The sequence below is a fragment of the Streptomyces sp. NPDC055243 genome, assembly GCF_044544025.1.
Classification (GTDB): domain Bacteria; phylum Actinomycetota; class Actinomycetes; order Streptomycetales; family Streptomycetaceae; genus Streptomyces.
Genome location: NZ_JBITWR010000006.1, coordinates 225,110 through 247,082, shown reverse-complemented (window position 1 = coordinate 247,082; position 21,973 = coordinate 225,110). Strand labels below are relative to the sequence as shown.

17 protein-coding genes and 1 pseudogene are annotated in these 21,973 nt (G+C 71.0%); 12 read left to right on the top strand and 6 right to left on the bottom strand.

Annotated elements, in window-relative coordinates:
• The first annotated feature begins 9 nt into the window (after nucleotides 1-9).
• The 4 genes from ACIGXX_RS19740 (at nucleotide 10) to ACIGXX_RS19725 (ending at nucleotide 4,761) form a co-directional block, all read left to right on the top strand.
• Nucleotides 10-909, top strand: a complete 900-nt coding sequence (locus ACIGXX_RS19740; protein WP_399977236.1) for a sugar phosphate isomerase/epimerase family protein — start codon at nucleotides 10-12, stop codon at nucleotides 907-909.
• An 835-nt stretch (nucleotides 910-1,744) separates the two neighbouring features.
• Nucleotides 1,745-1,942 carry a MarR family transcriptional regulator gene (locus tag ACIGXX_RS19735; protein ID WP_351164604.1) on the top strand — a complete coding sequence of 66 codons (198 nt, stop codon included), beginning with the start codon at nucleotides 1,745-1,747 and terminating at the stop codon, nucleotides 1,940-1,942.
• A 178-nt stretch (nucleotides 1,943-2,120) separates the two neighbouring features.
• Nucleotides 2,121-2,441 carry a heavy-metal-associated domain-containing protein gene (locus ACIGXX_RS19730; RefSeq protein ID WP_399977232.1) on the top strand — a complete coding sequence of 107 codons (321 nt, stop codon included), beginning with the start codon at nucleotides 2,121-2,123 and terminating at the stop codon, nucleotides 2,439-2,441.
• 82 nt (nucleotides 2,442-2,523) lie between these two features.
• A complete protein-coding gene (locus tag ACIGXX_RS19725) occupies nucleotides 2,524-4,761 on the top strand; it encodes a heavy metal translocating P-type ATPase (protein WP_399977229.1) in 2,238 nt (745 codons plus the stop codon).
• 425 nt (nucleotides 4,762-5,186) lie between these two features.
• Here ACIGXX_RS19725 and ACIGXX_RS19720 read toward each other — a convergent pair whose 3' ends face one another.
• A complete protein-coding gene (locus tag ACIGXX_RS19720) occupies nucleotides 5,187-6,533 on the bottom strand; it encodes a citrate synthase (RefSeq protein ID WP_351164607.1) in 1,347 nt (448 codons plus the stop codon).
• A 185-nt stretch (nucleotides 6,534-6,718) separates the two neighbouring features.
• Complete coding sequence (locus tag ACIGXX_RS19715; RefSeq protein ID WP_399977225.1) at nucleotides 6,719-8,956, bottom strand: ATP-dependent RecD-like DNA helicase; 2,238 nt, start codon at nucleotides 8,954-8,956, stop codon at nucleotides 6,719-6,721.
• A gap of 416 nt (nucleotides 8,957-9,372) precedes the next feature.
• Between ACIGXX_RS19715 and ACIGXX_RS19710 the strand changes: the two genes are divergently transcribed.
• Nucleotides 9,373-9,894, top strand: coding sequence for a DUF937 domain-containing protein (locus ACIGXX_RS19710; protein ID WP_399977222.1), 522 nt, complete (start codon nucleotides 9,373-9,375; stop codon nucleotides 9,892-9,894).
• Nucleotides 9,895-10,214: 320 nt separating this feature from the next.
• On the opposite strand, the gene ACIGXX_RS19705 is transcribed toward ACIGXX_RS19710, so the two are convergent.
• The 3 genes from ACIGXX_RS19705 to ACIGXX_RS19695 are packed head-to-tail and all read right to left on the bottom strand — an operon-like array spanning nucleotide 10,215 to nucleotide 13,371.
• Nucleotides 10,215-11,054 (bottom strand): sugar phosphate isomerase/epimerase family protein, encoded by an 840-nt coding sequence (locus tag ACIGXX_RS19705; RefSeq protein WP_399977219.1) that lies wholly within the window; start codon nucleotides 11,052-11,054, stop codon nucleotides 10,215-10,217.
• Nucleotides 11,051-12,208 carry a dihydrodipicolinate synthase family protein gene (locus tag ACIGXX_RS19700; RefSeq protein WP_399977216.1) on the bottom strand — a complete coding sequence of 386 codons (1,158 nt, stop codon included), beginning with the start codon at nucleotides 12,206-12,208 and terminating at the stop codon, nucleotides 11,051-11,053. The genes ACIGXX_RS19705 and ACIGXX_RS19700 overlap by 4 nt, the downstream gene beginning before the upstream one ends.
• Nucleotides 12,205-13,371: a Gfo/Idh/MocA family oxidoreductase gene (locus ACIGXX_RS19695; RefSeq protein WP_351164613.1), complete on the bottom strand. Its 1,167-nt coding sequence runs from the start codon at nucleotides 13,369-13,371 to the stop codon at nucleotides 12,205-12,207. Before ACIGXX_RS19695 ends, ACIGXX_RS19700 begins: the two co-directional genes overlap by 4 nt.
• Before the next feature lie 121 nt (nucleotides 13,372-13,492).
• On the opposite strand from ACIGXX_RS19695, the gene ACIGXX_RS19690 reads away from it, so the two are divergent.
• From ACIGXX_RS19690 to ACIGXX_RS19675, 4 genes and pseudogenes are all read left to right on the top strand, one after another.
• Nucleotides 13,493-14,560 carry a LacI family DNA-binding transcriptional regulator gene (locus ACIGXX_RS19690; RefSeq protein WP_351164614.1) on the top strand — a complete coding sequence of 356 codons (1,068 nt, stop codon included), beginning with the start codon at nucleotides 13,493-13,495 and terminating at the stop codon, nucleotides 14,558-14,560.
• A gap of 41 nt (nucleotides 14,561-14,601) precedes the next feature.
• Entirely contained in the window at nucleotides 14,602-15,174 is a 573-nt protein-coding gene (locus tag ACIGXX_RS19685) for a Uma2 family endonuclease (RefSeq protein WP_399977211.1), read from the top strand.
• A gap of 104 nt (nucleotides 15,175-15,278) precedes the next feature.
• Nucleotides 15,279-16,229, top strand: a complete 951-nt coding sequence (locus ACIGXX_RS19680; RefSeq protein ID WP_399977207.1) for a GNAT family N-acetyltransferase — start codon at nucleotides 15,279-15,281, stop codon at nucleotides 16,227-16,229.
• Nucleotides 16,226-16,942, top strand: a pseudogene (locus ACIGXX_RS19675) (sugar phosphate isomerase/epimerase family protein); the annotation flags it as partial. The gene ACIGXX_RS19680 and the pseudogene ACIGXX_RS19675, both read left to right, overlap by 4 nt.
• Here ACIGXX_RS19675 and ACIGXX_RS19670 read toward each other — a convergent pair.
• Nucleotides 16,896-17,903 (bottom strand): EamA family transporter, encoded by a 1,008-nt coding sequence (locus tag ACIGXX_RS19670; protein WP_399977204.1) that lies wholly within the window; start codon nucleotides 17,901-17,903, stop codon nucleotides 16,896-16,898. The pseudogene ACIGXX_RS19675 and the gene ACIGXX_RS19670 overlap by 47 nt on opposite strands.
• Nucleotides 17,904-18,027: 124 nt before the next feature.
• Here ACIGXX_RS19670 and ACIGXX_RS19665 point away from each other — a divergent pair, with 124 nt between their 5' ends.
• From ACIGXX_RS19665 to ACIGXX_RS19655, 3 genes are all read left to right on the top strand, one after another.
• Nucleotides 18,028-18,981 carry a LysR family transcriptional regulator gene (locus ACIGXX_RS19665; RefSeq protein WP_351164619.1) on the top strand — a complete coding sequence of 318 codons (954 nt, stop codon included), beginning with the start codon at nucleotides 18,028-18,030 and terminating at the stop codon, nucleotides 18,979-18,981.
• Nucleotides 18,982-19,332: 351 nt separating this feature from the next.
• On the top strand, nucleotides 19,333-21,171 hold the full coding sequence (locus ACIGXX_RS19660) for a glycoside hydrolase family 3 protein (RefSeq protein WP_399977199.1): 1,839 nt from the start codon (nucleotides 19,333-19,335) through the stop codon (nucleotides 21,169-21,171).
• A 113-nt stretch (nucleotides 21,172-21,284) separates the two neighbouring features.
• Nucleotides 21,285-21,917: a hypothetical protein gene (locus ACIGXX_RS19655; RefSeq protein WP_351164621.1), complete on the top strand. Its 633-nt coding sequence runs from the start codon at nucleotides 21,285-21,287 to the stop codon at nucleotides 21,915-21,917.
• The last annotated feature ends 56 nt before the right edge of the window (nucleotides 21,918-21,973 follow it).

Sequence of the window (21,973 nt, the reverse complement as noted above, 5' to 3'; positions counted from 1 at the left end):
CTGGCGGGCATGACGACGCTGTCACGCATCCGGATCGGCTCGGCACCCGACTCGTGGGGCGTGTGGTTCCCCGAGGACCCGGGCCAGGTCCCCTGGAGCCGCTTCCTGGACGAGGTGGCGGACTCCGGATACGAGTGGATCGAGCTCGGTCCGTACGGCTATCTGCCCAGTGATCCGGCGGTGCTCACCGCCGAGACCCTCAAGCGCGGGCTGAAGGTGTCGGCCGGAACGGTCTTCACGGGCCTGCACCACGGACCCTCCGTATGGGACAAGACGTGGGCCCATGTGGCCGACAACGCCTCACTCGCCCAGGCGATGGGCGCCGAGCACCTCGTCGTCATCCCGTCCTTCTGGCGCGACGACAAGACCGGTGAGGTCCTGGAGGACCGCACGCTCACCCCGGAGCAGTGGCGTCAGCTCACGGTCCAGACCGAGCGGTTGGCGTACGAGGTGCGCGAGCGGTACGGCCTGCGCGTGGTCGTCCATCCGCATGCCGACACGCACATCGACGACGAGAAGAACGTCACCCGCTTCCTGGACGCGACCGACTCCGACCTGGTCTCGCTCTGCCTGGACACGGGCCACTACGCCTACTGCGGCGGCGACAGCGTCCAGCTCATCGAGACGTACGGCGAACGCATCGGCTATCTGCACCTCAAGCAGGTCGACCCGGCCGTCCTCGCCGAAGTGCACGCGAACGAAATGCCGTTCGGGCCCGCCGTGGCCCGCGGTGTGATGTGCGAGCCGCCGACCGGGGTGCCCGCCATCGAGCCGATCCTCGCGGCGGCCCAGAAGCTGGGCGTCGACCTGTTCGCCATCGTCGAGCAGGACATGTACCCGTGCCCGCCGGACAAGCCGCTGCCCATCGCCCGCCGCACCCGCTCGTATCTGCGCTCCTGCGGCGCCTAGTCCGGCTGGGGCAGCGTCGCCGAACTCGCCGCCGCGCTGGGCGCGCTGCCCGCGTGGCGCGAGCGTTTCGCCCTCCTGGACGACGTCTTCGCGCGCTGGACCGGGGCCGGGCCGCCGTCCTGCGACCGGACGGTGCGGGCGCGGGGCGCACCCAGGCGGAGACGGCCGCGGTCTGCGGTTTCTACGACCAGGCGTATCCGAGCGGCGAGTTCAGGGCCATGACGGGCTGCACGCCGCGCGAGTTCACGGCGGTTCCGGCGCACGCTCGTGACCCCGAGCGGCGGCCCGCCGTCGGCCGACCGGCTCGCGGACGAGCCGACGAGCCTGGTCCTGGCCTGAGGCCGCGATCCCCCATCGCCGTCGGCCGCGCGTTGCGCGTTTCTCCCATACCGGCACGCCCCACCGACGGCACGCTGTCGCCTTCGAGCCATCCGGCGCGGGGGAACCTTCGTTGCCGTCACGGCACCGGGGGGGGGTGAGGGGGAGTCGGTGGACCGGGCCCGGCGGTTGGGGTATCCCCTGCTCCTCAAGAGCTTGGCGAAGGGCCCGGTCCACCTCGCTCATGCCTCCCCGCCCACGCTCCGCATCCATGCGCCCGCCGCGCGCCGCGCCCCCGCGCCCCTCGGATGCATCACAACCGTCACAAACAACCTCTTCCTGTCACACATGTCCCGCCTACGCGGGTCTTCCGTCACAGCCGGTCGACAGCCGCCCCCCTGCGCTCACTCCGCGTCGTTCAACGGGCACAGGCTGAGTGATCGCCAGCGTCGTACCGCAGCTCCCCCGACGGCTCCCCCCGAGTCGCCCCTGCGGCGCGCGCAGGGAGGTGCCACTGATGACCGACCGAAGGCTCTGGTCGTACAAGGACATCGCCGCACACATCCGGGTGCAGCCGGACACCGTGCGCTCCTACCGCAAGCACGGCCTGCTTCCCGAACCCGACCACGTGGAGTCCGGGAAGCCCTACTGGTACGCGGACACCATCCGCGCCTGGGTCGCCGCGAGGCCGCGCAACCGCGGGCGCACGGACTGACCGCCCCGGTGGGACACCATCCTCGCCCGCCGCGGTGGCCACCCCGTTGAGGTGTACCCCCTAGGGGTATACTGTGATGAGTGTCAGGGGGTCGGGCGGGAACGCCGGGACCACTCCTGCACATTACGACGCATAAGTACGCACGCACACACGCCGCACCCTCACCGAGGAGAACGACATGAGCGCCCAGACCGAGCTCCCGCAGGCCGAGACCTCCGGCTCCTGCTGCTCCCCCAGCGGTTCCTGCCACTCCGACGGCGCCGCCGAGACCGCGCAGGGCGCCGTGACGACCGTGTACGAGGTGACCGGCATGACCTGTGGCCACTGCGAGGGCGCCGTCTCCAGCGAGATCTCGGAGATCGCGGGCGTCAGCTCCGTCAAGGCCGTCGCCGCCACCGGCCAGGTGACCGTGGTCTCCGACGCCCCGCTCGAGGAGGCCGCGGTCCGCGCCGCGGTCGACGAGGCGGGTTACGAACTCGCCGGTGTCAGCAAGGCCTGACCTGCCGCTTGCCGGGTACCCCGGGCCCTGTGACACCGTCACAGGGCCCGCTGCCGCTTCATACCGGACGTACGAAAGAGCCATGAACGAAGTCGAACTCGCCGTCGGCGGAATGACCTGCGCCTCCTGCTCCGCCCGCATCGAGAAGAAGCTGAACCGCGTGGAGGGCGTGACCGCGTCGGTCAACCTCGCCACGGAGAAGGCGAAGGTCTCGTACGCGGACGGGGTCGAGGTCGGGCAGCTGATCGCGACGGTCGAGAAGCTCGGCTACACCGCTCAGGAGATCGTCCCGGCTCCCCCCGAGCCGCAGGCACCGACGACCACCGCCGACATCACCGAGCCCGACACCCTGCGTCAGCGCCTGATCGGCTCGGCGGTGCTCTCGCTGCCCGTCGTCCTGCTCGCGATGATCCCCGCGCTCCAGTTCGACAACTGGCAGTGGCTCTCGCTGACCCTGGCCGCGCCCGTCGTCGTCTGGGGCGGGTTCCCCTTCCACAGGGCGGCCTTCACGAACCTGCGGCACGGCGCGGCCACCATGGACACGCTGGTGTCGGTGGGCACGCTCGCCGCGTTCGGCTGGTCCCTGTGGGCGCTGTTCCTGGGGGACGCGGGGATGCCGGGGATGCGGCACGGCTTCGCGTTCACGGTGTCGCGCGCCGACGCATCCTCCACCCTCTATCTCGAAGTCGCCGCGGGCGTCATCACGTTCATCCTGCTCGGCCGCTGGCTGGAGGCCCGCTCGAAGCGGAAGGCGGGCGCGGCCCTGCGCGCCCTGCTCGAACTGGGCGCCAAGGACGCGGCCGTGCTGCGGGACGGCGCGGAGGTCCGGGTCCCGGTCGCGCGTCTCGCCGTCGGCGACCGTTTCGTCGTACGTCCCGGGGAGACCGTCGCGACCGACGGCACCGTCGTCGAGGGCTCCTCCGCGCTCGACGTCTCGATGCTGACCGGCGAGTCCGTCCCGGTGGACGTGGCCGCGGGCGACGCGGTGACCGGGGCGACCACGAACGTCTCGGGGCGGCTCGTCGTCGAGGCCACGCGCGTCGGCTCGGACACCCAACTGGCCAGGATCGCCAGGCTCGTCGAGGACGCGCAGACCGGCAAGGCCGAGGTGCAGCGTCTGGCCGACCGGATCGCCGGGATCTTCGTGCCGGTCGTCCTGATGATCGCCACCGCCACGCTCGGCGGCTGGCTCGGCGCCACCGGCGACGTGACCGCGGCCTTCACGGCGGCCGTCGCCGTCCTGATCATCGCCTGCCCGTGCGCACTCGGCCTGGCGACGCCGACCGCCCTGATGGTCGGCACGGGGCGCGGCGCGCAGCTCGGCATCCTCATCAAGGGCCCCGAAGTCCTCGAATCCACCCGCCGGGTGGACACCGTCGTCCTGGACAAGACCGGGACGGTGACGACGGGACGCATGACGCTGCGGGACGTGTACGCCGCCGGGGAGACCGAGGAGAAGCAGCTGCTGCGGCTCGCGGGCGCCCTGGAGCACGCCTCCGAGCATCCGGTGGCGCGGGCCGTCGCGGCGGGCGCCGCCGCCGAGTTGGGGCTTCCCGTGGGCGCTCTGCCCGCCGTGGAGGGGTTCGAGAACGTCGCGGGGTCCGGCGTGCGCGGCACGGTGGAAGGACACCGTGTGCTCGTGGGCCGTGAGCGGTTGCTCGCGGACGCGGGGGTCGAGGGGCTCACCTCGGTGACCGCGCTCAAGGCGGAGGCCGAGGCGGCGGGACGTACGGCCGTCCTGGTCGCCTGGGACGGCGAGGCACGCGGCGTCCTCACCGTCGCCGACGCCGTGAAGGACACCAGCGCCGAAGCCGTGCGCGAGCTGCGCGCCCTGGGCCTTGCGCCGGTGCTGCTCACCGGGGACAACCAGGCCGTCGCGCGGGCGGTGGCGCGGGCCGTCGGCATCGACGCGGACTCCGTGTACGCCGACGTCCTGCCCGAGGACAAGGTCGATGTCGTACGGCGGTTGCGGAGCGAGGGCAAGGTCGTCGCGATGGTCGGGGACGGGGTCAACGACGCCGCCGCGCTCGCCACCGCCGATCTGGGCCTGGCGATGGGCACGGGCACGGACGCGGCCATCGAGGCGAGCGATCTGACGCTGGTGCGCGGGGACTTGCGCGGGGCCGCCGACGCGATCAGGCTCTCCCGCAGGACTCTCGCCACGATCAAGGGAAACCTCTTCTGGGCCTTCGGCTACAACGTGGCCGCGCTGCCGCTGGCGGCGGCCGGGCTCCTGAATCCGATGATCGCCGGCGCCGCGATGGCATTTTCTTCGGTCTTTGTCGTGACCAACAGCCTCCGACTCAGAAACTTCACATAGTCTCTTCACATCGTGGTTGCAGCATTCTCACGCCTGAGTCCCGATCGGCATTTCGGGCCTCTTGCGCATGTACAGGACATATGCAGGAGACGCAGATCACAGCGATCCCAACGTAACCATTCGGGGGGCTCGCGAGTCTAAGAGGACGATGCCAGGGACGTCTTGGGGGACGTCTCTAGACATCGGGGACATCTTGGGGGATGTTCCTAGGAATGCGTTGGCCGGGACACGTGCACCGGGGAGCTTGAGCGGCCCTCCTGTACGTACGCGTCCCGGCAGATCGCAGTACGACTGGCGCGCTGCCACCACAGACGCCCGGCCGGATCCCGTGGGGGGAATCCGCACCGGGAAACAGGAAAGCGCCCCGACCGTCGACCCGTGGGGGGATCGGCGGCGGGGCGCTTTTCGCTTGGGTGGTGCGAAGGTCAGCGACCCTCGACCGGGATGAAGTCCCGGAGAACCTCGCCCGTGTAGATCTGGCGCGGGCGCCCGATGCGCGATCCCGGCTCCTTGATCATCTCGTGCCACTGCGCGATCCAGCCGGGCAGCCGGCCGAGCGCGAACAGCACGGTGAACATCTCGGTCGGGAAGCCCATCGCGCGGTAGATGAGGCCCGTGTAGAAGTCCACGTTCGGGTAGAGCTTGCGCTCGACGAAGTAGTCGTCGGCCAGCGCGTGCTCTTCGAGCTTGAGCGCGATGTCCAGCAGCTCGTCGTCCTTGCCGAGAGCCGAGAGGACGTCGTGCGCCGCCGCCTTGATGATCTTCGCCCGGGGGTCGAAGTTCTTGTAGACGCGGTGCCCGAAGCCCATGAGCTTCACGCCGTCTTCCTTGTTCTTCACCTTGCGGATGAAGTTGTCGACGTCGCCGCCGTCCTGCTTGATGCCCTCGAGCATCTCCAGGACGGACTGGTTGGCGCCACCGTGCAGCGGGCCCCAGAGGGCCGAGATGCCGGCGGAGATCGAGGCGAACATGTTCGCCTGCGACGAGCCCACCAGGCGCACGGTGGAGGTCGAACAGTTCTGCTCGTGGTCCGCGTGCAGGATCAGGAGCTTGTCCAGCGCGGAGACGACGACCGGGTCGAGGTCGTACTCGGCGGCCGGCACCGAGAAGGTCATGCGCAGGAAGTTCTCGACGTAGCCGAGGTCGTTGCGCGGGTAGACGACCGGGTGGCCCACGGACTTCTTGTATGCGTACGCCGCGATCGTCGGAAGCTTGGCGAGCAGGCGGATCGTCGAGAGGTCGCGCTGCTCCTCGTCGAACGGGTTGTGGCTGTCCTGGTAGAACGTCGACAGCGCGCTGACCACGGACGACAGCATCGCCATCGGGTGGGCGTCACGCGGGAAGCCGTCGTAGAACCGCTTGACGTCCTCGTGCAGCAGCGTGTGCTGCGTGATCTCGTTCTTGAAGCTGGCGAGCTCGTCGACCTTCGGCAGTTCGCCATTGATCAGCAGGTACGCCACCTCGGTGAAGGTGGAGCGCTCGGCCAGCTGCTCGATCGGGTAACCGCGATAGCGCAGGATGCCCTGCTCGCCGTCGAGGTAGGTGATGGCGGATTTATACGCGGCGGTGTTGCCATAGCCGCTGTCCAGGGTCACCAGACCGGTTTGGGCGCGGAGCTTCCCGATGTCGAAGCCCTTGTCGCCGACGGTCGAATCGATCACCGGGTAGGTGTACTCGCCATCGCCGTACCGCAGTACTACAGAGTTGTCGCTCACGTCATCCCTCACCGACGTTGTGCCTCTTCTTCGAGGTGCCCTGACTGTCTCTACCATCCCCCATTTGGCCCTGGAGAGTGCACTCGGGGTCGACCATTGGGCCTAATGGCGGCACTCAGTGCCGCCAACCTACTCATCCTGCCCCCCTGTGCCCCGGTTGCGGAAGTGGTGTGTGACCTTTCCTACTCGTTTGATCGATCAAAATTTCCGGGGGTGGATCCGGGGGCGGATCCGGGGGCGGTTCATGGAGTGGAGCCACGGCCTCCGGCGAGCCGGAAATCCAGGGCCGTACAGCGTCTGCCCGCGGAGACCGTGCGCACCGCTTGCCCCAGAGCCTTGCGCGAACCGACCAGGACGACCAGCTTCTTGGCGCGGGTGACCGCCGTATAGAGCAGATTCCGTTGCAGCATCATCCACGCGCCCGTGGTCACCGGGATCACCACCGCCGGATACTCGCTGCCCTGGGAGCGGTGGATGGTGACCGCGTACGCATGAGCCAGTTCGTCCAGTTCGTCGAAGTCGTACCCAATCTCCTCGTCCTCGTCCGTAAGGACCGTGAGCCGCTGCTCGTCGGAGTCGAGCGAGGTGACTACTCCGACGGTGCCATTGAAGACGCCGTTCTGCCCCTTCTCGTAGTTGTTGCGGATCTGGGTGACCTTGTCGCCGACGCGGAAGACGCGGCCGCCGAAGCGCTTCTCCGGTACGTCCGGCCTGCTGGGGGTGATGGCCTGCTGGAGCAGGCCGTTCAGGTTGCCCGCGCCCGCGGGGCCGCGGTGCATGGGGGCGAGCACCTGGACGTCGCGGCGGGGGTCGAGGCCGAACTTGGCCGGGATGCGATGGGCGGCCACGTCCACCGTGACCCGGCCCGCGTCCTCGGTCTCGTCCTCCACGAAGAGGAAGAAGTCCGAGAGCCCCTGGGTGATGGGCGGCACTCCGGAGTTGATGCGGTGGGCGTTCGTGACGACGCCGGACTGCTTGGCCTGGCGGAAGATGTGCGTGAGCCGGACCGCCGGGACGGGGCTCCGCTCGCTGAGCATGTCGCGCAGGACCTCGCCGGCGCCGACGCTCGGCAGCTGGTCCACGTCCCCGACGAACAGGAGGTGGGCGCCGGGGGCGACGGCCTTCACCAGCTTGTTGGCCAGGAGCAGGTCCAGCATCGACGCCTCGTCGACCACGACGAGGTCGGCGTCGAGCGGCCTGTCCTTGTCGTACGCCGCGTCGCCTCCCGGCTTGAGCTCCAGGAGGCGGTGGACCGTGGAGGCTTCGGCGCCGGTCAGCTCGGCGAGGCGTTTGGCGGCGCGGCCCGTGGGGGCGGCGAGGACGACCTTGGCCTTCTTGGCGCGGGCCAGCTCCACGATGGAGCGGACCGTGAAGGACTTGCCGCAGCCGGGGCCGCCGGTGAGGACGGCGACCTTCTGCGTCAGGGCGAGCCTGACGGCCGCCTCCTGCTCGGGGGCGAGGTCGGCGCCCGTCCGGGTGGCGAGCCAGGACAGGGCCTTGTCCCAGGCCACGTCCCGGAAGGCGGGCAGGCGGTCGTCCGGGGTCTTCAGGAGGCGCAGGAGCTGGGCGGAGAGGGAGAGTTCCGCGCGGTGGAAGGGGACGAGGTAGACGGCGGTCACGTCCTCTTCGCCCTCGGGGCCGGGAACCCTCTCGCGTACGACGCCTTCCTCCTCCTTGGCGAGCTCCGCCAGGCAGTCGATGACCAGGCCCGTGTCCACCTGGAGCAGCTTCACCGCGTCCGCGATGAGGCGCTCCTCGGGGAGGTAGCAGTTGCCCTGGTCGGTGGACTGGGAGAGTGCGTACTGGAGGCCTGCCTTGACGCGTTCGGGGCTGTCGTGGGGGATGCCGACGGACTGGGCGATGCGGTCCGCGGTGAGGAATCCGATGCCCCAGACGTCGGCGGCGAGGCGGTAGGGCTCGTTCTTCACCACGGAGATGGAGGCGTCCGCGTACTTCTTGTAGATGCGGACGGCGATGGAGGTGGAGACGCCCACGCCCTGCAGGAAGACCATCACCTCCTTGATGGCCTTCTGTTCCTCCCAGGCCGCGGCGATCATCTTGGTGCGTTTGGGGCCGAGGCCGGGGACTTCGACGAGGCGCCCCGGCTGCTGCTCGATGATGTCGAGGGTGTCCACGCCGAAGTGGGTGGTGATGCGGTCGGCCATGACGGGGCCGATGCCCTTGATGAGGCCGGAGCCGAGGTAGCGGCGGATGCCTTGGATGGTGGCGGGGAGGATGGTGGTGTAGTTCTCCACCGTGAACTGCTTGCCGTACTGGGCGTGGGAGGCCCAGCGGCCCTCCATGCGGAGGGACTCTCCCACTTGGGCGCCCAGCAGTGCGCCGACGACGGTGAGGAGGTCGCCTGCGCCGCGGCCGGTGTCCACACGGGCGACCGTGTACCCGTTCTCCTCGTTGGCGTAGGTGATCCGCTCCAGGACCCCTTCGACCACCGCGCCGCTTGCTGTCGCTGGGCTTGACATGAGCCGACGTTATCGCCCGGCACTGACAGCGTGGGAAGCCTGTGGATAACTCCCCCGGGGGTGTGGGGGTGTGGGAGTGGGGGCAGCGGGGTGGCTGGAAAGCTTCGAAGGGCCCGGCTTTTCGGCCGGGCCCCTCGGGTCTCCCCTCCCCTGTCGGTACCCCGCGATCCCCCCAGATCCCCCCTACGGGAGTCCCGACGCAAAGTACGACCCGCGTCGGGCGGAAAGGGTTGCACGGGCAAGGCTTCTTTCTTTCAGGGTGTTCTCGGGATGCCTTCGGGATGCCTTGGGGGTGCCTTCGGGGTGCCTTCGGGGTGCCTTCGGGGTGCCTTCGGGGTGCCTTCGGGGTGCCTTCGGGGTGCCTTCGGGGTGCCTTCGGGGTGCCGACGAAGTTGGGCGGAAGTAGCGTTTCCCCCATGAGCGATGAATCCCCCGAAACCACGCCCGGCACTTCACTGGAGAAGGACGTCCTGGACGAACTCGGCGACGACAAGCTCCAGGAGATCGCGGGGCTGCTCGGTACGGATGCGGCCGGGGCGCAGGACGTGGTGGGCACCACGGTGACCGCGCTTTCGGGCAACCTGCGGGAGAAGGCGGCGGACCCCGCGGAGGCGGAGGAGGTCGAACAGGCCCTCGCCGAGGCGTCGCCTCCGCAGGGGATCGCCGGGTTCGGGGGCTTCGGAGGGCTCGCGGCGGGCGGAATGCTGTCCGGGGTGCTGGCGAAGATGAGTCGGCCGGTGGCGAATGCGGTGGCGAAGAAGACGGGCCTGCCGGCGGCTTCGGTGACCCGCGTGATCGAACTGCTGATCCCGGTGCTGTTGACGGTACTGACGAAGCGGGCCCGGACGTCGTCGAAGCCGGCGGCGGGGGCGGGGCGTTCCGGGGGCGGCGGCCTGGGGGACTTGCTGGCCCAAGTCCTGGGCGCCAAGAAGAAGTAGCCCTGCCGGGGGGCACCGGAGCGGGGCCGCGCCGCCTTAGGGGCGGGGCCGCGCCGGTATGTCCGTCCTCGCTATCGTCCGGTGGCCGCCTTGGCACTTCGGCCCCGGAGCGCCGCGAACCGTGCTCCGGGCGGACAAACCGGCCCGCCCCCTCCCGAGCGCTCCCGACTGCGGGTCAACGGGCGGGTGGGCGGGAAGGCTCGTTCGTTCGAGGGCGGATGCGGGGTTTCGGGCGGGTGGGTGGGGAGGCTTGTTCGTTCAAAGTTGGATGCGGGGATTCGGGTGGGTGGGTGGGGAAGGAGGGCTGCGGAGCCCCCCGGCTAGCAAGCGTGGTGCAGGTACTTTGTTGAGGTTTCCGACAGGAGTTGTCGGCCGTCCCTCGACCACAGCTCCTCGTTGAAGAGTTCGACCTCGATGGGGCCCCCGTAGCCCGCCTCCTCGACCAAGGACCGCCACGACCGCAGGTCGATCGCGCCGTCGCCCAGCTGCCCACGCCCGTTCAGTACGCCCTGCGGCAACGGCGTGATCCAGTCGGCCAGTTGGAACGCGTGCAGGCGTCCACCCCGCCCCGCGCGGGCAATCTGCGCGGGCGCCTGGTCGTCCCACCACACGTGGTACGTGTCCACGCACACCCCGACCTCCGCCGCCGGAAAGCCCTCCGCCAGGTCGAGGGCCTGGGCCAGCGTGGAGACCACGCAGCGGTCCGACGCGAACATGGGATGGAGGGGTTCGATGGCCAGGCGGATCCCCCGCGCTGCCGCGTAGGGAGCGAGCTCGGCCAGCGCCTCGGCGATGCGCGAGCGCGCGCCCCGCAGATCCTTGCTGCCCTCGGGCAACCCGCCCGAGACCAGCACCAGCGTGTCCGTACCCAGCGTCGCCGCCTCGTCGATCGCCGCCTTGTTGTCGTCGATCGCCCGCACGCGCGCGTGCGGGTCGATCGCCGTCAGGAAGCCTCCCCGGCACAGGGTCGTGACCGTCAGGCCCGCGTCCCGCATCAGCTTGGCGGTCGCCTCCAGCCCGTAGGACTGGACCGGCTCTCGCCACAGGCCCACCCCGGGGATGCCCAAGTCCGTGCAGGACGCCGCCAGTTCCGGCAGCGACAGTTGCTTCACCGTCATCTGGTTGATGGAGAAGCGTGCCAAGCCCTCGCCCTCGCTCATTGCCGCACTCCGTACAGGGTGAGAAGAGTTTTCATGCGGGACTCCGCCAGGCGCGGGTCCGGGAACAGGCCCAGGCCGTCCGCCAGTTCGTACGCGCGCGCCAAGTGCGGCAGCGAACGCGCCGACTGAAGGCCGCCCACCATCGTGAAGTGGGTCTGGTGGCCCGCCAGCCAGGCCAGGAACACCACGCCCGTCTTGTAGAAGCGGGTGGGCGGCTGGAAGAGGTGGCGGGACAGTTCGACCGTGGGGTCGAGGCAGGCGCGGAACGCCTCCGTGTCCCCCGTGTCGAGGCGGCGCACCGCCTGCGCCGCCAGCGGAGCCAGCGGGTCGAAGATGCCGAGCAGGGCGTGGCTGAAGCCCTGGTCGTCGCCCGCGATCAGCTCGGGGTAGTTGAAGTCGTCGCCCGTGTAGCAGCGGACGCCGTCCGGCAGGCGGCGGCGCAGGGCGATCTCGCGGCCCGGGTCCAGGAGGGAGATCTTGATGCCGTCGACCTTGTCCGGGTGCGCGGCGATGACCTCCAGGAAGGTGTCGGTCGCCGCGTCCAGGTCCGCGCTCCCCCAGTAGCCGGTGAGCGCCGGGTCGAACATCGGGCCGAGCCAGTGCAGGATCACCGGCTCGCTCGCCTGGCGCAGGAGGTGGCCGTACGTCTCCAGGTAGTCGTCCGGGCCCTTCGCCGCCGCGGCGAGCGCCCTGGACGCCATCAGGATCACCTGTGCGCCGGTCGACTCGACCAGGGTCAGCTGTTCCTCGTACGCCGATCTGACCGTCAACAGGTCGGCCGGGCCGGGGAGTTGGTCCGTCCCCGCGCCGCAGGCGATCGCGCCGCCCACCGACTTCGCCTCCGCCGCCGAGCGCGTGATCAGTTCCGCCGCGCCCTTCCAGTCCAGGCCCATCCCGCGTTGCGCCGTGTCCATCGCCTCGGCCACGCCCAGGCCCTGCGCCCACAGGTGGCGGCGGAAGGCGAGGGTCGCGTCCCAGTCGACGGCCGCCGGTGAGTCCGGGGAGACGTCGGCGCGGGGGTCCGCCACCACGTGCGCCGCCGAGAAGACCGTGCGGGAGGTGAGGGGGGAGCTCCCGGGCGCCGGCTGGGCCGGGTTCTCCCGGGGTTCGTACGTGCGCGTCGTTCCGTCCTCGCACGGCAGCTTGAGCGTCACTGGGCGATCTCCGGAACCTCGATGCGGCGGCCCTCCGCCGAGGACTTCAGGCCCAGCTCCGCGAGCTGCACGCCGCGCGCGCCCGCGTGCAGGTCCCAGTGGTAGGGCGCGTCCGCGTACACGTGCCGCAGGAACAGCTCCCACTGCGCCTTGAAGCCGTTGTCGAACTCCTGGTTGTCGGGGATCTCCTGCCACTGGTCCCGGAAGGAGTGGGTGACGGGCAGGTCCGGGTTCCAGACCGGCTTGGGGGTGGAACTGCGGTGCTGTACGCGGCAGTTGCGCAGTCCTGCCACCGCCGAGCCCTCCGTGCCGTCCACCTGGAACTCGACCAGCTCGTCGCGGTTCACGCGGACCGTCCAGGAGGAGTTGATCTGGGCGATCGCGCCGCCCTCCAGCTCGAAGATGCCGTACGCGGCGTCGTCCGCCGTCGCGTCGTAGGGCTTGTCCTGCTCGTCCCAGCGCTGCGGTACGTGCGTCGCGGCAAGCGCCTGGACGCTGCGTACGCGGCCGAACAGCTCGTGCAGGACGTACTCCCAGTGCGGGAACATGTCGACGACGATGCCGCCGCCGTCCTCCGAGCGGTAGTTCCAGGAGGGGCGCTGGGCGCTCTGCCAGTCTCCCTCGAAGACCCAGTAGCCGAACTCGCCCCGGACGGACAGGATCTGGCCGAAGAAGCCGCCGTCGATGAGGCGCTTGAGCTTGAGCAGTCCCGGTAGAAAGAGCTTGTCCTGGACCACGCCGTGCTTGATGCCGGCGGCCTGGGCGAGGCGGGCCAGTTCCAGGGCTCCGGCGAGGCCGGTGGCGGACGGCTTCTCCGTATAGATGTGCTTGCCCGCCGCGATGGCCTTCTTGATGGCCTCCTCGCGCGCGGACGTGACCTGCGCGTCGAAGTAGATGTCGATGGTGGGGTCGGCGAGGACCGCGTCCAGGTCGGTCGAGACGCTCGATCCGGCGTCAAGTCCGTGGCGCTCCGCGATCTCGCGCAGTGCGCGCTCTCTGCGGCCCACCAGGACCGGCTCGGGCCACAGCACCGTGCCGTCGGCGTCGCCCAGGGGCAGTCCGCCCTGCTCGCGCAGGGCGAGGAGCGAGCGGACGAGGTGCTGGCGGTAGCCCATCCGTCCCGTCACACCGTTCATGGCGATGCGCACCGTCTTGCGAGTCACAGGGGTCCCTCCGTACGCAGGTAAGCGTATAGCAAGCGCTTTCTATCCAAGAAGAAGCTAGCCTGCCGCACAAGGTTCGGACAAGGGTTTCGGACCAGAGCCGTGACCGGAGGACGACGAGATGACCGTGACCCTGGCGGACGTGGCGGCACGCGCCCAGGTCTCCCCCGCCACCGTCTCCCGCGTGCTGAACGGCAACTACCCCGTGGCGGCGGCCACCCGGGAGCGCGTCCTGCGGGCCGTGGACGACCTCGACTACGTCCTCAACGGGCCCGCGAGCTCGCTCGCCGCGGCCACGTCCGATCTGGTCGGCATCCTGGTGAACGACATCGCCGACCCCTTCTTCGGGATCATGGCGGGCGCCGTCCAGTCCGAGATCGGCGGCCCCGGCGGGCGCGCCGGGGGCGAGCGGATGGCCGTGGTCTGCAACACGGGCGGCTCCCCGGAGCGCGAGCTCACCTATCTGACCCTGCTCCAGCGCCAGCGCGCCGCCGCGGTCGTCCTGACCGGCGGCGCCCTGGAGGACCCCGCGCACGCCGCCGCGATGTCCGCGAAACTGGCCCGGCTCGCGGACGCGGGAACCCGGATCGTGCTCTGCGGGCGGCCCCCGCTGGAGGACTCGGACGCGGCGGTGGCCACGCTCACCTTCGACAACCGCAACGGCGGTCGGCGGCTCACGGAGCATCTGCTGACGCTCGGGCACCGCAGGATCGGGTACGTGGCGGGGCCGATGGAGCGCACGACGACCCGGCACCGGCTCGAAGGCCACCGGGACGCGCTCGCGGCGTCCGGCGCGGGCAACGCGGGCAACGGCGACCAGGACGAACTGACCGTGCACGGCCCCTACACCCGCCGGTCCGGCTACGAGGCAACCCTCGAACTCCTGCGCCGCGCCCCGGACCTGACCGCCATCGTGGCCGCCAACGACACGGTCGCCCTGGGCGCGTCCGCCGCCCTGCGCGAGCGCGGCCTGCGCATCCCCGAGGACATCTCGGTGGCGGGCTTCGACGACCTGCCGTTCTCGGTGGACGCGGTCCCCGCCCTGACGACCGTACGCCTACCGCTGTACGAGGCGGGCGCCCGCGCGGGCCGCCTGGCCACGGGCGCGGAGGAGGCACCCCCCGGCGGCGTGGCGACGATCGGCGCGGAACTGATGGTCCGGGGGTCGACGGCGCCGCCGTGTCGGTGAGGCCTCGATGTCGTTGACATCCTCGGGAAAAGGAGGCTCATATGGCAGTCATGGTCATGGATGCACCCAGCGCCTGGGACGTACTGGACGGCGTCAACCTTCCCCGCGGCTACCGCGTCGAGATCACGGAGGGGAAGATCATCATGACGCCGCAAGGTGAGTACCAGTGGAAAGTCATCCTGAGGGCGGCTCCCCAGATCGAGCAGCAGCTCGCCGCACACGGTGACATCCTCTCGGACGTCATGATCGACTTTCCGTCCAGTCAGTACGGGTACGCACCTGCCCTGGCGATCGTCGCCCCCGGAGCAGAACGCAACAGCCGTGGCCGCTACGAGTGGCACAGCCTGGAGGCGGTCCTTGAGGTCGTCTCGCGGAGCAGCCGGGACAACGACTTCGCCAAAAAGTTCCACCTCTACGCGGAATGCGGCATCCCGCTCTACGTGGTCATCGATCCCGAGGACGGCGTCTGCACCGTCCACCGCGGCCCGACCAGGACCGGGAACTACGAGGACGCGGCCAAGATCCCCTTCGGCCAGGATCTGACCCTGCCTCTCCAAGGGCGCGACATCACCATCACGACCGACGGCTTCCCCAAGGCCGGGGACCTGGACTGAGCCCGCGCATCCCGCGCGACAGGGCATGGCGGTCATGGACGGCCCGGCGTACCGTTGACTCAGTCAAGGGTGATTCGCCTCGATGCCCCCTGGAGTGATCCGTGATGCCGCACGCCTCCGATACGCCCATCCAAGAGATCCGCGCCTTCAACCGCTTCTACACCAACCTCATCGGCGCCCTCGACTACAGCCGTCAGCTCTACGTCCCGTACACCCTCACCGAGGCCCGGGTCCTGTACGAGCTCAATCACGCCAGCCATCTCGACGCGGCCGATCTGCGCTCCGAACTCTGTCTGGACGCGGGGTACTTGAGCCGTCTGCTCGGCAAGCTGGAGAAGGCCGGGATCGTCGAGCGCGCGCCGTCCGAGCGTGATCCGCGGCGTCAGCGCATCACGCTCACCCCGCGGGGGCGGGAGACCGCCGGGCTGCTGGACGAGCGGTCCACCGAGGCCGTCGGGTCGCTGCTCTCGGACGTCCCCGCCGCCGAGCGACCCCGCCTGGCCACCGCGATGCGCACCGTGCGGGAGATCTTGAGCAACCGGAAGGGCGGGGCGGTCGCCTCGCGGCCTCTCCTCCGCGAGCCCGGTCCCGGTGATCTGGGGTGGATCGTGCAGCGCAACGCCGCCCTGTACGCGGCCGAGTTCGGGTTCAACATCGACTACGAAGGCCTCGTCGCCCGCATCGTCGCCGATTTCGCCGCGGATCACGATCCGCACCTGGAGCGGGTATGGATCGCCGAGCTCGACGGGCGGCCCGTGGGGTGTGTGATGTGCGTGCGCGACGACGCTCCGGGGACCGCCCGGCTGCGGCTCCTGCTCGTCGAGCCGGACGCGCGGGGGCACGGCATCGGGGATCAACTGGTCGGCGCCTGCGTCGAGTTCGCGCGCGGTGTCGGATATCGCGAGATGGTCCTGTGGACCAACGACATCCTCGGCGCCGCCCGCACCATCTACCAGCGGCACGGCTTCGTCCTCGTCGACGAGAAGCCGCACCGCTCGTTCGGCGTCGACCTGCTGGGGCAGGACTGGCAACTGCACCTAGGGTCTGCGTCATGAAACTCGCCTTCTCCACCCTCGGCGTCCCCGGACTCCCCGTCGCCGACGTGCTGGACCTCGCCACCACCCACGGCTACCACGGCATCGAGCTGCGCGCGCATCCCGAGGAGCCGGTCCACCCGGGGATCGGCCTCACCGAACGGGCGGACGTCGCCGCCCAGTTCAAGACCGCGGGCATCGAGATCCTCGGGGTCTCCGGGTACGCGCGCGTGGCGGCGCCCGGCGACGACGGGCCCGTCCTCGACGACATACGTTCCCTGCTCACCCTCGCCCGCGACCTGGGCGCCCCCTTCATCCGCGTCTTCCCCGGCGGCGGCACCGAGCAGAGCGCCGACGAGGCCGACGCGACGGCGGCCCGGCGGCTCGGCACCGCGGCCGAGATCGCCGCGGACTTCGGCGTACGCATCCTCCTGGAGACCCACGACTCGCACCGCACGGGCGCCGCGGCCACCCGCGTGCTCGGCGCGGTCGGCCACCGGCACGCGGGCGCCCTGTGGGACGTGATGCACACCTGGCTCGGCGGCGAGTCCCCCGCGGAGAGCCACGCGGCGCTCTCCCCGTACCTCGGCTACGTACAGGTGAAGGACATCGCGTCGGCCGACGACACGACACCGCTGGCGCTCGGTGACGGCGTCCTGCCGCTCGCCGCGTGCGTGGACGCGCTGCTCAGCGGGGAGCACCGGGACGGCTGGCTGTGCTGGGAGTACGAGGCGCGGTGGTACGAGGACGCGACGCCGCTGCCCGAACTCCTCGGCCCGGGACGGGACTTCCTGTCACGGCTCCTGAACCGCCCCGCCTGACCCCGCCGGAGCCGCCGCGCCCGGCCCCCGCCAGGGACGTCAGGCCCACACCGCCCACCAGGAGCGCCGCCGCGCACCAGCCGAGCGGGCTCACCGACTCGCCCAGGACGAGACCGGCGGCGGACATCCCGAACACCGGGACCAGGAGCGAGAAGGGCGCCACGGTCGAGGCGGGGTGGCGGCGCAGCAGATACCCCCAGGCGCCGAAGCCGAAGACCGTCGTGATCCACGCGACGTAGACGATGATGCCCACGCCCTGCCAGTCCAGCGAGCGCAGGGCGGCGAGGTCCGCCGTCGGGCCCTCGAAGAGCAGCGAGAGCCCGAGCAGCGGCAGGACCGGGACCGTGCTCACCCACACCATGAAGTTCAGGGAGTCGGGCGGGGACGCCTTGCGGGTCAGGACGTTCGACGCGCCCCAGCAGGCCGCGGCGCCGATCAGCAGCACGAAGGCCGTGAGCGGGCCGGCCTCCCCCTCGTCGACCGCCGCGACGCCGATGCCCGCGAGCGCGATGAGCATCCCCGCCAGGCGTACGCCGCCGGGGCGTTCACCGAGGGCCACGAAGGCGAACAGGGCCGTGAACACCGCCTGGATCTGGAGGACGAGGGAGGACGTTCCCGCCGGCATCCCCGCGTCCATGCCGATGAACAGCAGGCCGAACTTGGCGACCCCCAGGACGAGTCCGACCCCCACGATCCACTTCCAGGCGACCTTCGGCGGCCCCACGAAGAACACCGCGGGCAGCGCCGCCACCAGGAAGCGCAGGGCGGAGAAGAGCAGCGGCGGGAAGTGGTCGAGGCCCACCTCGATGACGACGAAATTGACGCCCCACACGGCGGTGACGAGGAGAGCGAGGAGGACATGAGCGGGTCGCATGCGTCGAGGATCACCCGCCGCGACCATGTAGGACCAGCGCGGATCTCTGCATGATGGGATGTAGCAACGCTTACGGATCAGGCGGGGCCCGCAGGGCGTCGCCGACCAATGGGGAGGGCTTCCCGTGCTCGATCTCGCTCGGCTCCGCGCCCTGCACGCCGTCTCCGTGCACGGCACCGTCGGCGCCGCCGCCACCGCGCTCGGCTACACCCCCTCCGCCGTCTCCCAGCAGATAGCCAAGCTGGAGCGCGAGACCCGCACCACCCTCCTGGAGCGGCAGGGCAGGGGCGTCGCGCTCACCGAGGAGGCGCGTCATCTCGCCGCCACGGCGCAGGAGTTGATGGCGATCGTGGAGCGCGCGGAGACCGAGCTCGAGGAGCGGCGCGGGCTGCCCGCGGGGCGCCTGACCATCGCCGCGTTCGCATCGGCGGCGCGCGGTCTGCTCCCCGGCGCCCTCGCGGATCTCGCCGCGCGGCACCCCGCGCTCGACGCCCGGATGTCGGAGATCGACCCGCATCTCTCCGTGGACCTGGTGGCCAAGGGCGCGGTGGACATGGCGGTCGTGCACGACTGGGACATCGCGCCGCTGCCCACGCCGCCCGGCGTCGAACAGGCCGTCATCGGCGACGACTACTGCGACCTCGTGGTGCCCGCGGGACACCGACTCGCGGGGCGCGTCTCCGTGCGCCGCGAGGAGCTGAAGGGCGAGCGGTGGATCACCCAGCCGCCGGGGCTCGTCTGCCACGAGTGGCTGGTGCGCACCCTGCGCGAGGCGGGCTGCGAGCCGGACATCGCGCACACGGCGGAGGAGAACCCCACCCTCGTCGCCCTGGTCGCGGCCCGGCTCGGCATCGCGCTCATCCCCCGCCTGGGCCGCGGCCCGATCCCCGACGGCGCGGTCACGGTGGGGCTCGACCCGCTGCCGGTGCGGCGGCTGTACGCACTGTGGCGGGCCGGGGCGTCGCGGCGCCCCGCGATCGCCGAGACGGTCCGCACCCTGCAGGAGCAGTGGGACGGCGCGCGGCCCGACGCGGGGCCCTACGCGGTGCCCGAGGCCGCGCGAATCGCCGTTCCCTGAACCTCAGTTCCCCCACTCGTACCACTTTCCGAAAATGGCCCTCTGCCGGGAACCCACGCGCACGCCCCACCGTCCAACTGGCAGCTGCCGGGTGAGTCTCCGCGAGGCGGTGTCGGCATCGCTGCTGGCTGCGAACGCTGACCACCCTCTCCGCCGCCCGCGGCCGGCAGCATGCCGTCACCGGTGCGCCCCCCTCCAACAGCGCCGGTGACGGCCCCTCTCCTCCACAGTGGCTGCCGACTCCCTTGACCGGCAGAAATCTTCGGGATATCCGTGACTCTCGGAAAGTTTCCTTCAGCCGGTTTCCCCAGCCCGGCTCCCGGTCCGGCCTCCGTCCCCGAAGGAGCGCACATGTCCCACCGCAACGCCTCCAGACGCACCCTGCTCACCGCCACGGCCGTCGCTGCGACGGCCCTCGCCGCGCCGTCCGCCGCCCATGCCGCGGGCAGCGGCGACCGCGGGCGCGACCGGAAGCTGCGGGAGATCATCTCCCGCATGAGCCTCGAGGAGAAGGTCGGCCAGCTCTTCGTGATGCATGTGTACGGCCACTCCGCCACCGAGCCCGACCAGGCGGACATCGACGCCAACCTCAAGGAACTGGGCGTCCGCACCGCCGCGGAAGCGGTCGCCAAGTACCACCTCGGCGGCATCATCTACTTCGGCTGGGCCCACAACACCCGCGCCCCGCACCAGATCGCCGCCCTCTCGAACGGCATCCAGCGCGCGGCCCTCACCCCGGACGCCCCCGAGCAGTCCCCCACCGCCCGCATCCCGCTGCTCATCTCCACCGACCAGGAGCACGGCGCCGTGGCCCGCGTCGGCAAGCCCGCCACGCTCCTGCCCGGCGCGATGGCCCTGGGAGCCGCGGGCTCGCGCTCCACCGCTCGCAAGGCGGCCCGGATCGCGGGCGCCGAGCTGCGCGCGCTCGGCATCCGGCAGAACTACGCCCCGGTGGCCGACGTGAACGTCAATCCGGCCAACCCCGTCATCGCCGTCCGCTCCTTCGGCTCGGACCCCGAAGCGGTCGCCGAACTGGTCGCCGCCCAGGTCAAGGGCTACCAGGGCGAGGACATCGCCTCGACGTCCAAGCACTTCCCCGGGCACGGCGACACCAAGGACGACAGCCACTCCCACCTGCCCTACATCCACCACACCCGCGAGCAGTGGGAGACCCTGGACGCGCCGCCGTTCCGGGCCGCGGTGGCCGCCGGCATCGACTCGATCATGACCGCGCACATCGTGGTCCCCGCCCTGGACCCGGCCGAGGACCCGGCCACGCTCTCGCGCCCCATCCTCACCGGCATCCTGCGCGAGGAACTCGGCTACGACGGCGTCGTGGTGACCGACTCGCTCGGCATGCAGGGCGTCCGCACGAAGTACGGCGACGACCGGGTGCCGGTGCTCGCCCTGAAGGCGGGCGTCGACCAGCTCCTGAACCCGCCGAAGCCGGAGATCGCCTGGAACGCGGTGCTCCGGGCGGTGCGCGGCGGGGAGTTGACGGAGGCGCGGCTCGACGAGTCGATCCTGCGAATCCTGCGCCTGAAGGCGAAGCTCGACCTGTTCTCCGACCCGTACGTCACCTCGCGCGGCGTCGACCGCACGGTCGGCACGCGCGCGCATCTCGCCGCCGCGGACCGGATCGCCGAGGAGACGACGACGCTGCTCAGCAACACGGACGGGCTGCTTCCGCTGTCGCGGCGTACGCACGGGGAGGTGCTCGTCGTGGGCGCGGACCCGGCGTCGCCGTCGGGGACGACGGGTCCGCCGACGACCGTGCTCGGGCGCGAGCTGACGGCCGTCGGCTTCTCGCCGACGGTGCTTCCGACGGGCACGGCCCCCTCCGCCGCGAAGATCGCCGAGGCGGTGGCGGCCGCCGCGGGCAAGGACGCGGTGCTGGTGGGCACGTACAACGTGGGGGCCGGGAGCGCGCAGATCGCCCTGGTGCAGGCGCTGGTGGCGACGGGGGTTCCGGTCGTCGCGGTGGCCATCCGCAATCCGTACGACGTGGCGCGGTTGCCGTCCGTGGGCGCTTCCCTTGCCGCCTACTGCTGGACGGACGTCGAACTGCGCGCCGCGGTCCGGGTGATCGCGGGGCGCGTCGAGCCGCGGGGGAAGCTGCCCGTGCCGGTGCAGCGGGCGGACGATCCGGGGCAGGTGCTGTACCCGGTCGGCCACGGCCTGACGTACTGATCCGTACGTCGCCCCACCCGCACACCGCCTCCACCTGACCCAAAGCACCCCACGCACCTGGCGTGCGCCCGCCCGAGCGGGTCACGCTGGGTGCACATATCGGGGGGTTTGCCATGCATGCCATGCCGGGCTTGAGGTGTGCGGGGGTGCTCCTTGCCGTGCTTTTTGCCGTGCTCCTCGGCGTGACCGGCTGCCAGAAGTCCTCGTCCCCCGGATCGGATTCCTCGGACCGGAAGCCGTCCTCGTCGGTGTCGTCCGGTTACGGGGCCGTCTTCCTCGCCGTGGACGAGTGCAGTTCGCGGGGGCGCGAGACCTTCACGGAGGTGCCGTGCACGAGCGAGCGGGCGGCGGCGCGGGTCATCGCCCGCTACGACGGCAGGGTCGCGGAGGGCCCCGCGTGCCCCGTCCGCACGGACTTCGTGCTCCACATCAGCGAGAACCGGCCCGCGGGCGACGAGGACGGGAACGGCGAGGTGCCGCGCGGCTACGCCTGCATGCGGAACCTGGAGGAGCCGCATCCCGGTGACCCCGGGGGCGGCGGCGGGCCCCGGACCGTCGTCGGGGACTGCGTCTACAGCGCGAGGCAGGGGGAGGTGCGGGAGACCGCGTGCGACGGGTCCGGCGCGAAGGCCCCCGAGTACCGGGTGACGTCGGCCGTCTCGGAGCGGGCCCTGTGTCCTGCCGCCACGCAGCTGTACGTGTCGCTGGAGGGCGGTAAGCCGGTGGGGTGTGCGGTGCGGGTGTGAGCGGTGCGGCGTGCGAACGCCGGACGGGCCGAGGATGCGGCCCGTCCGGCCGTGCG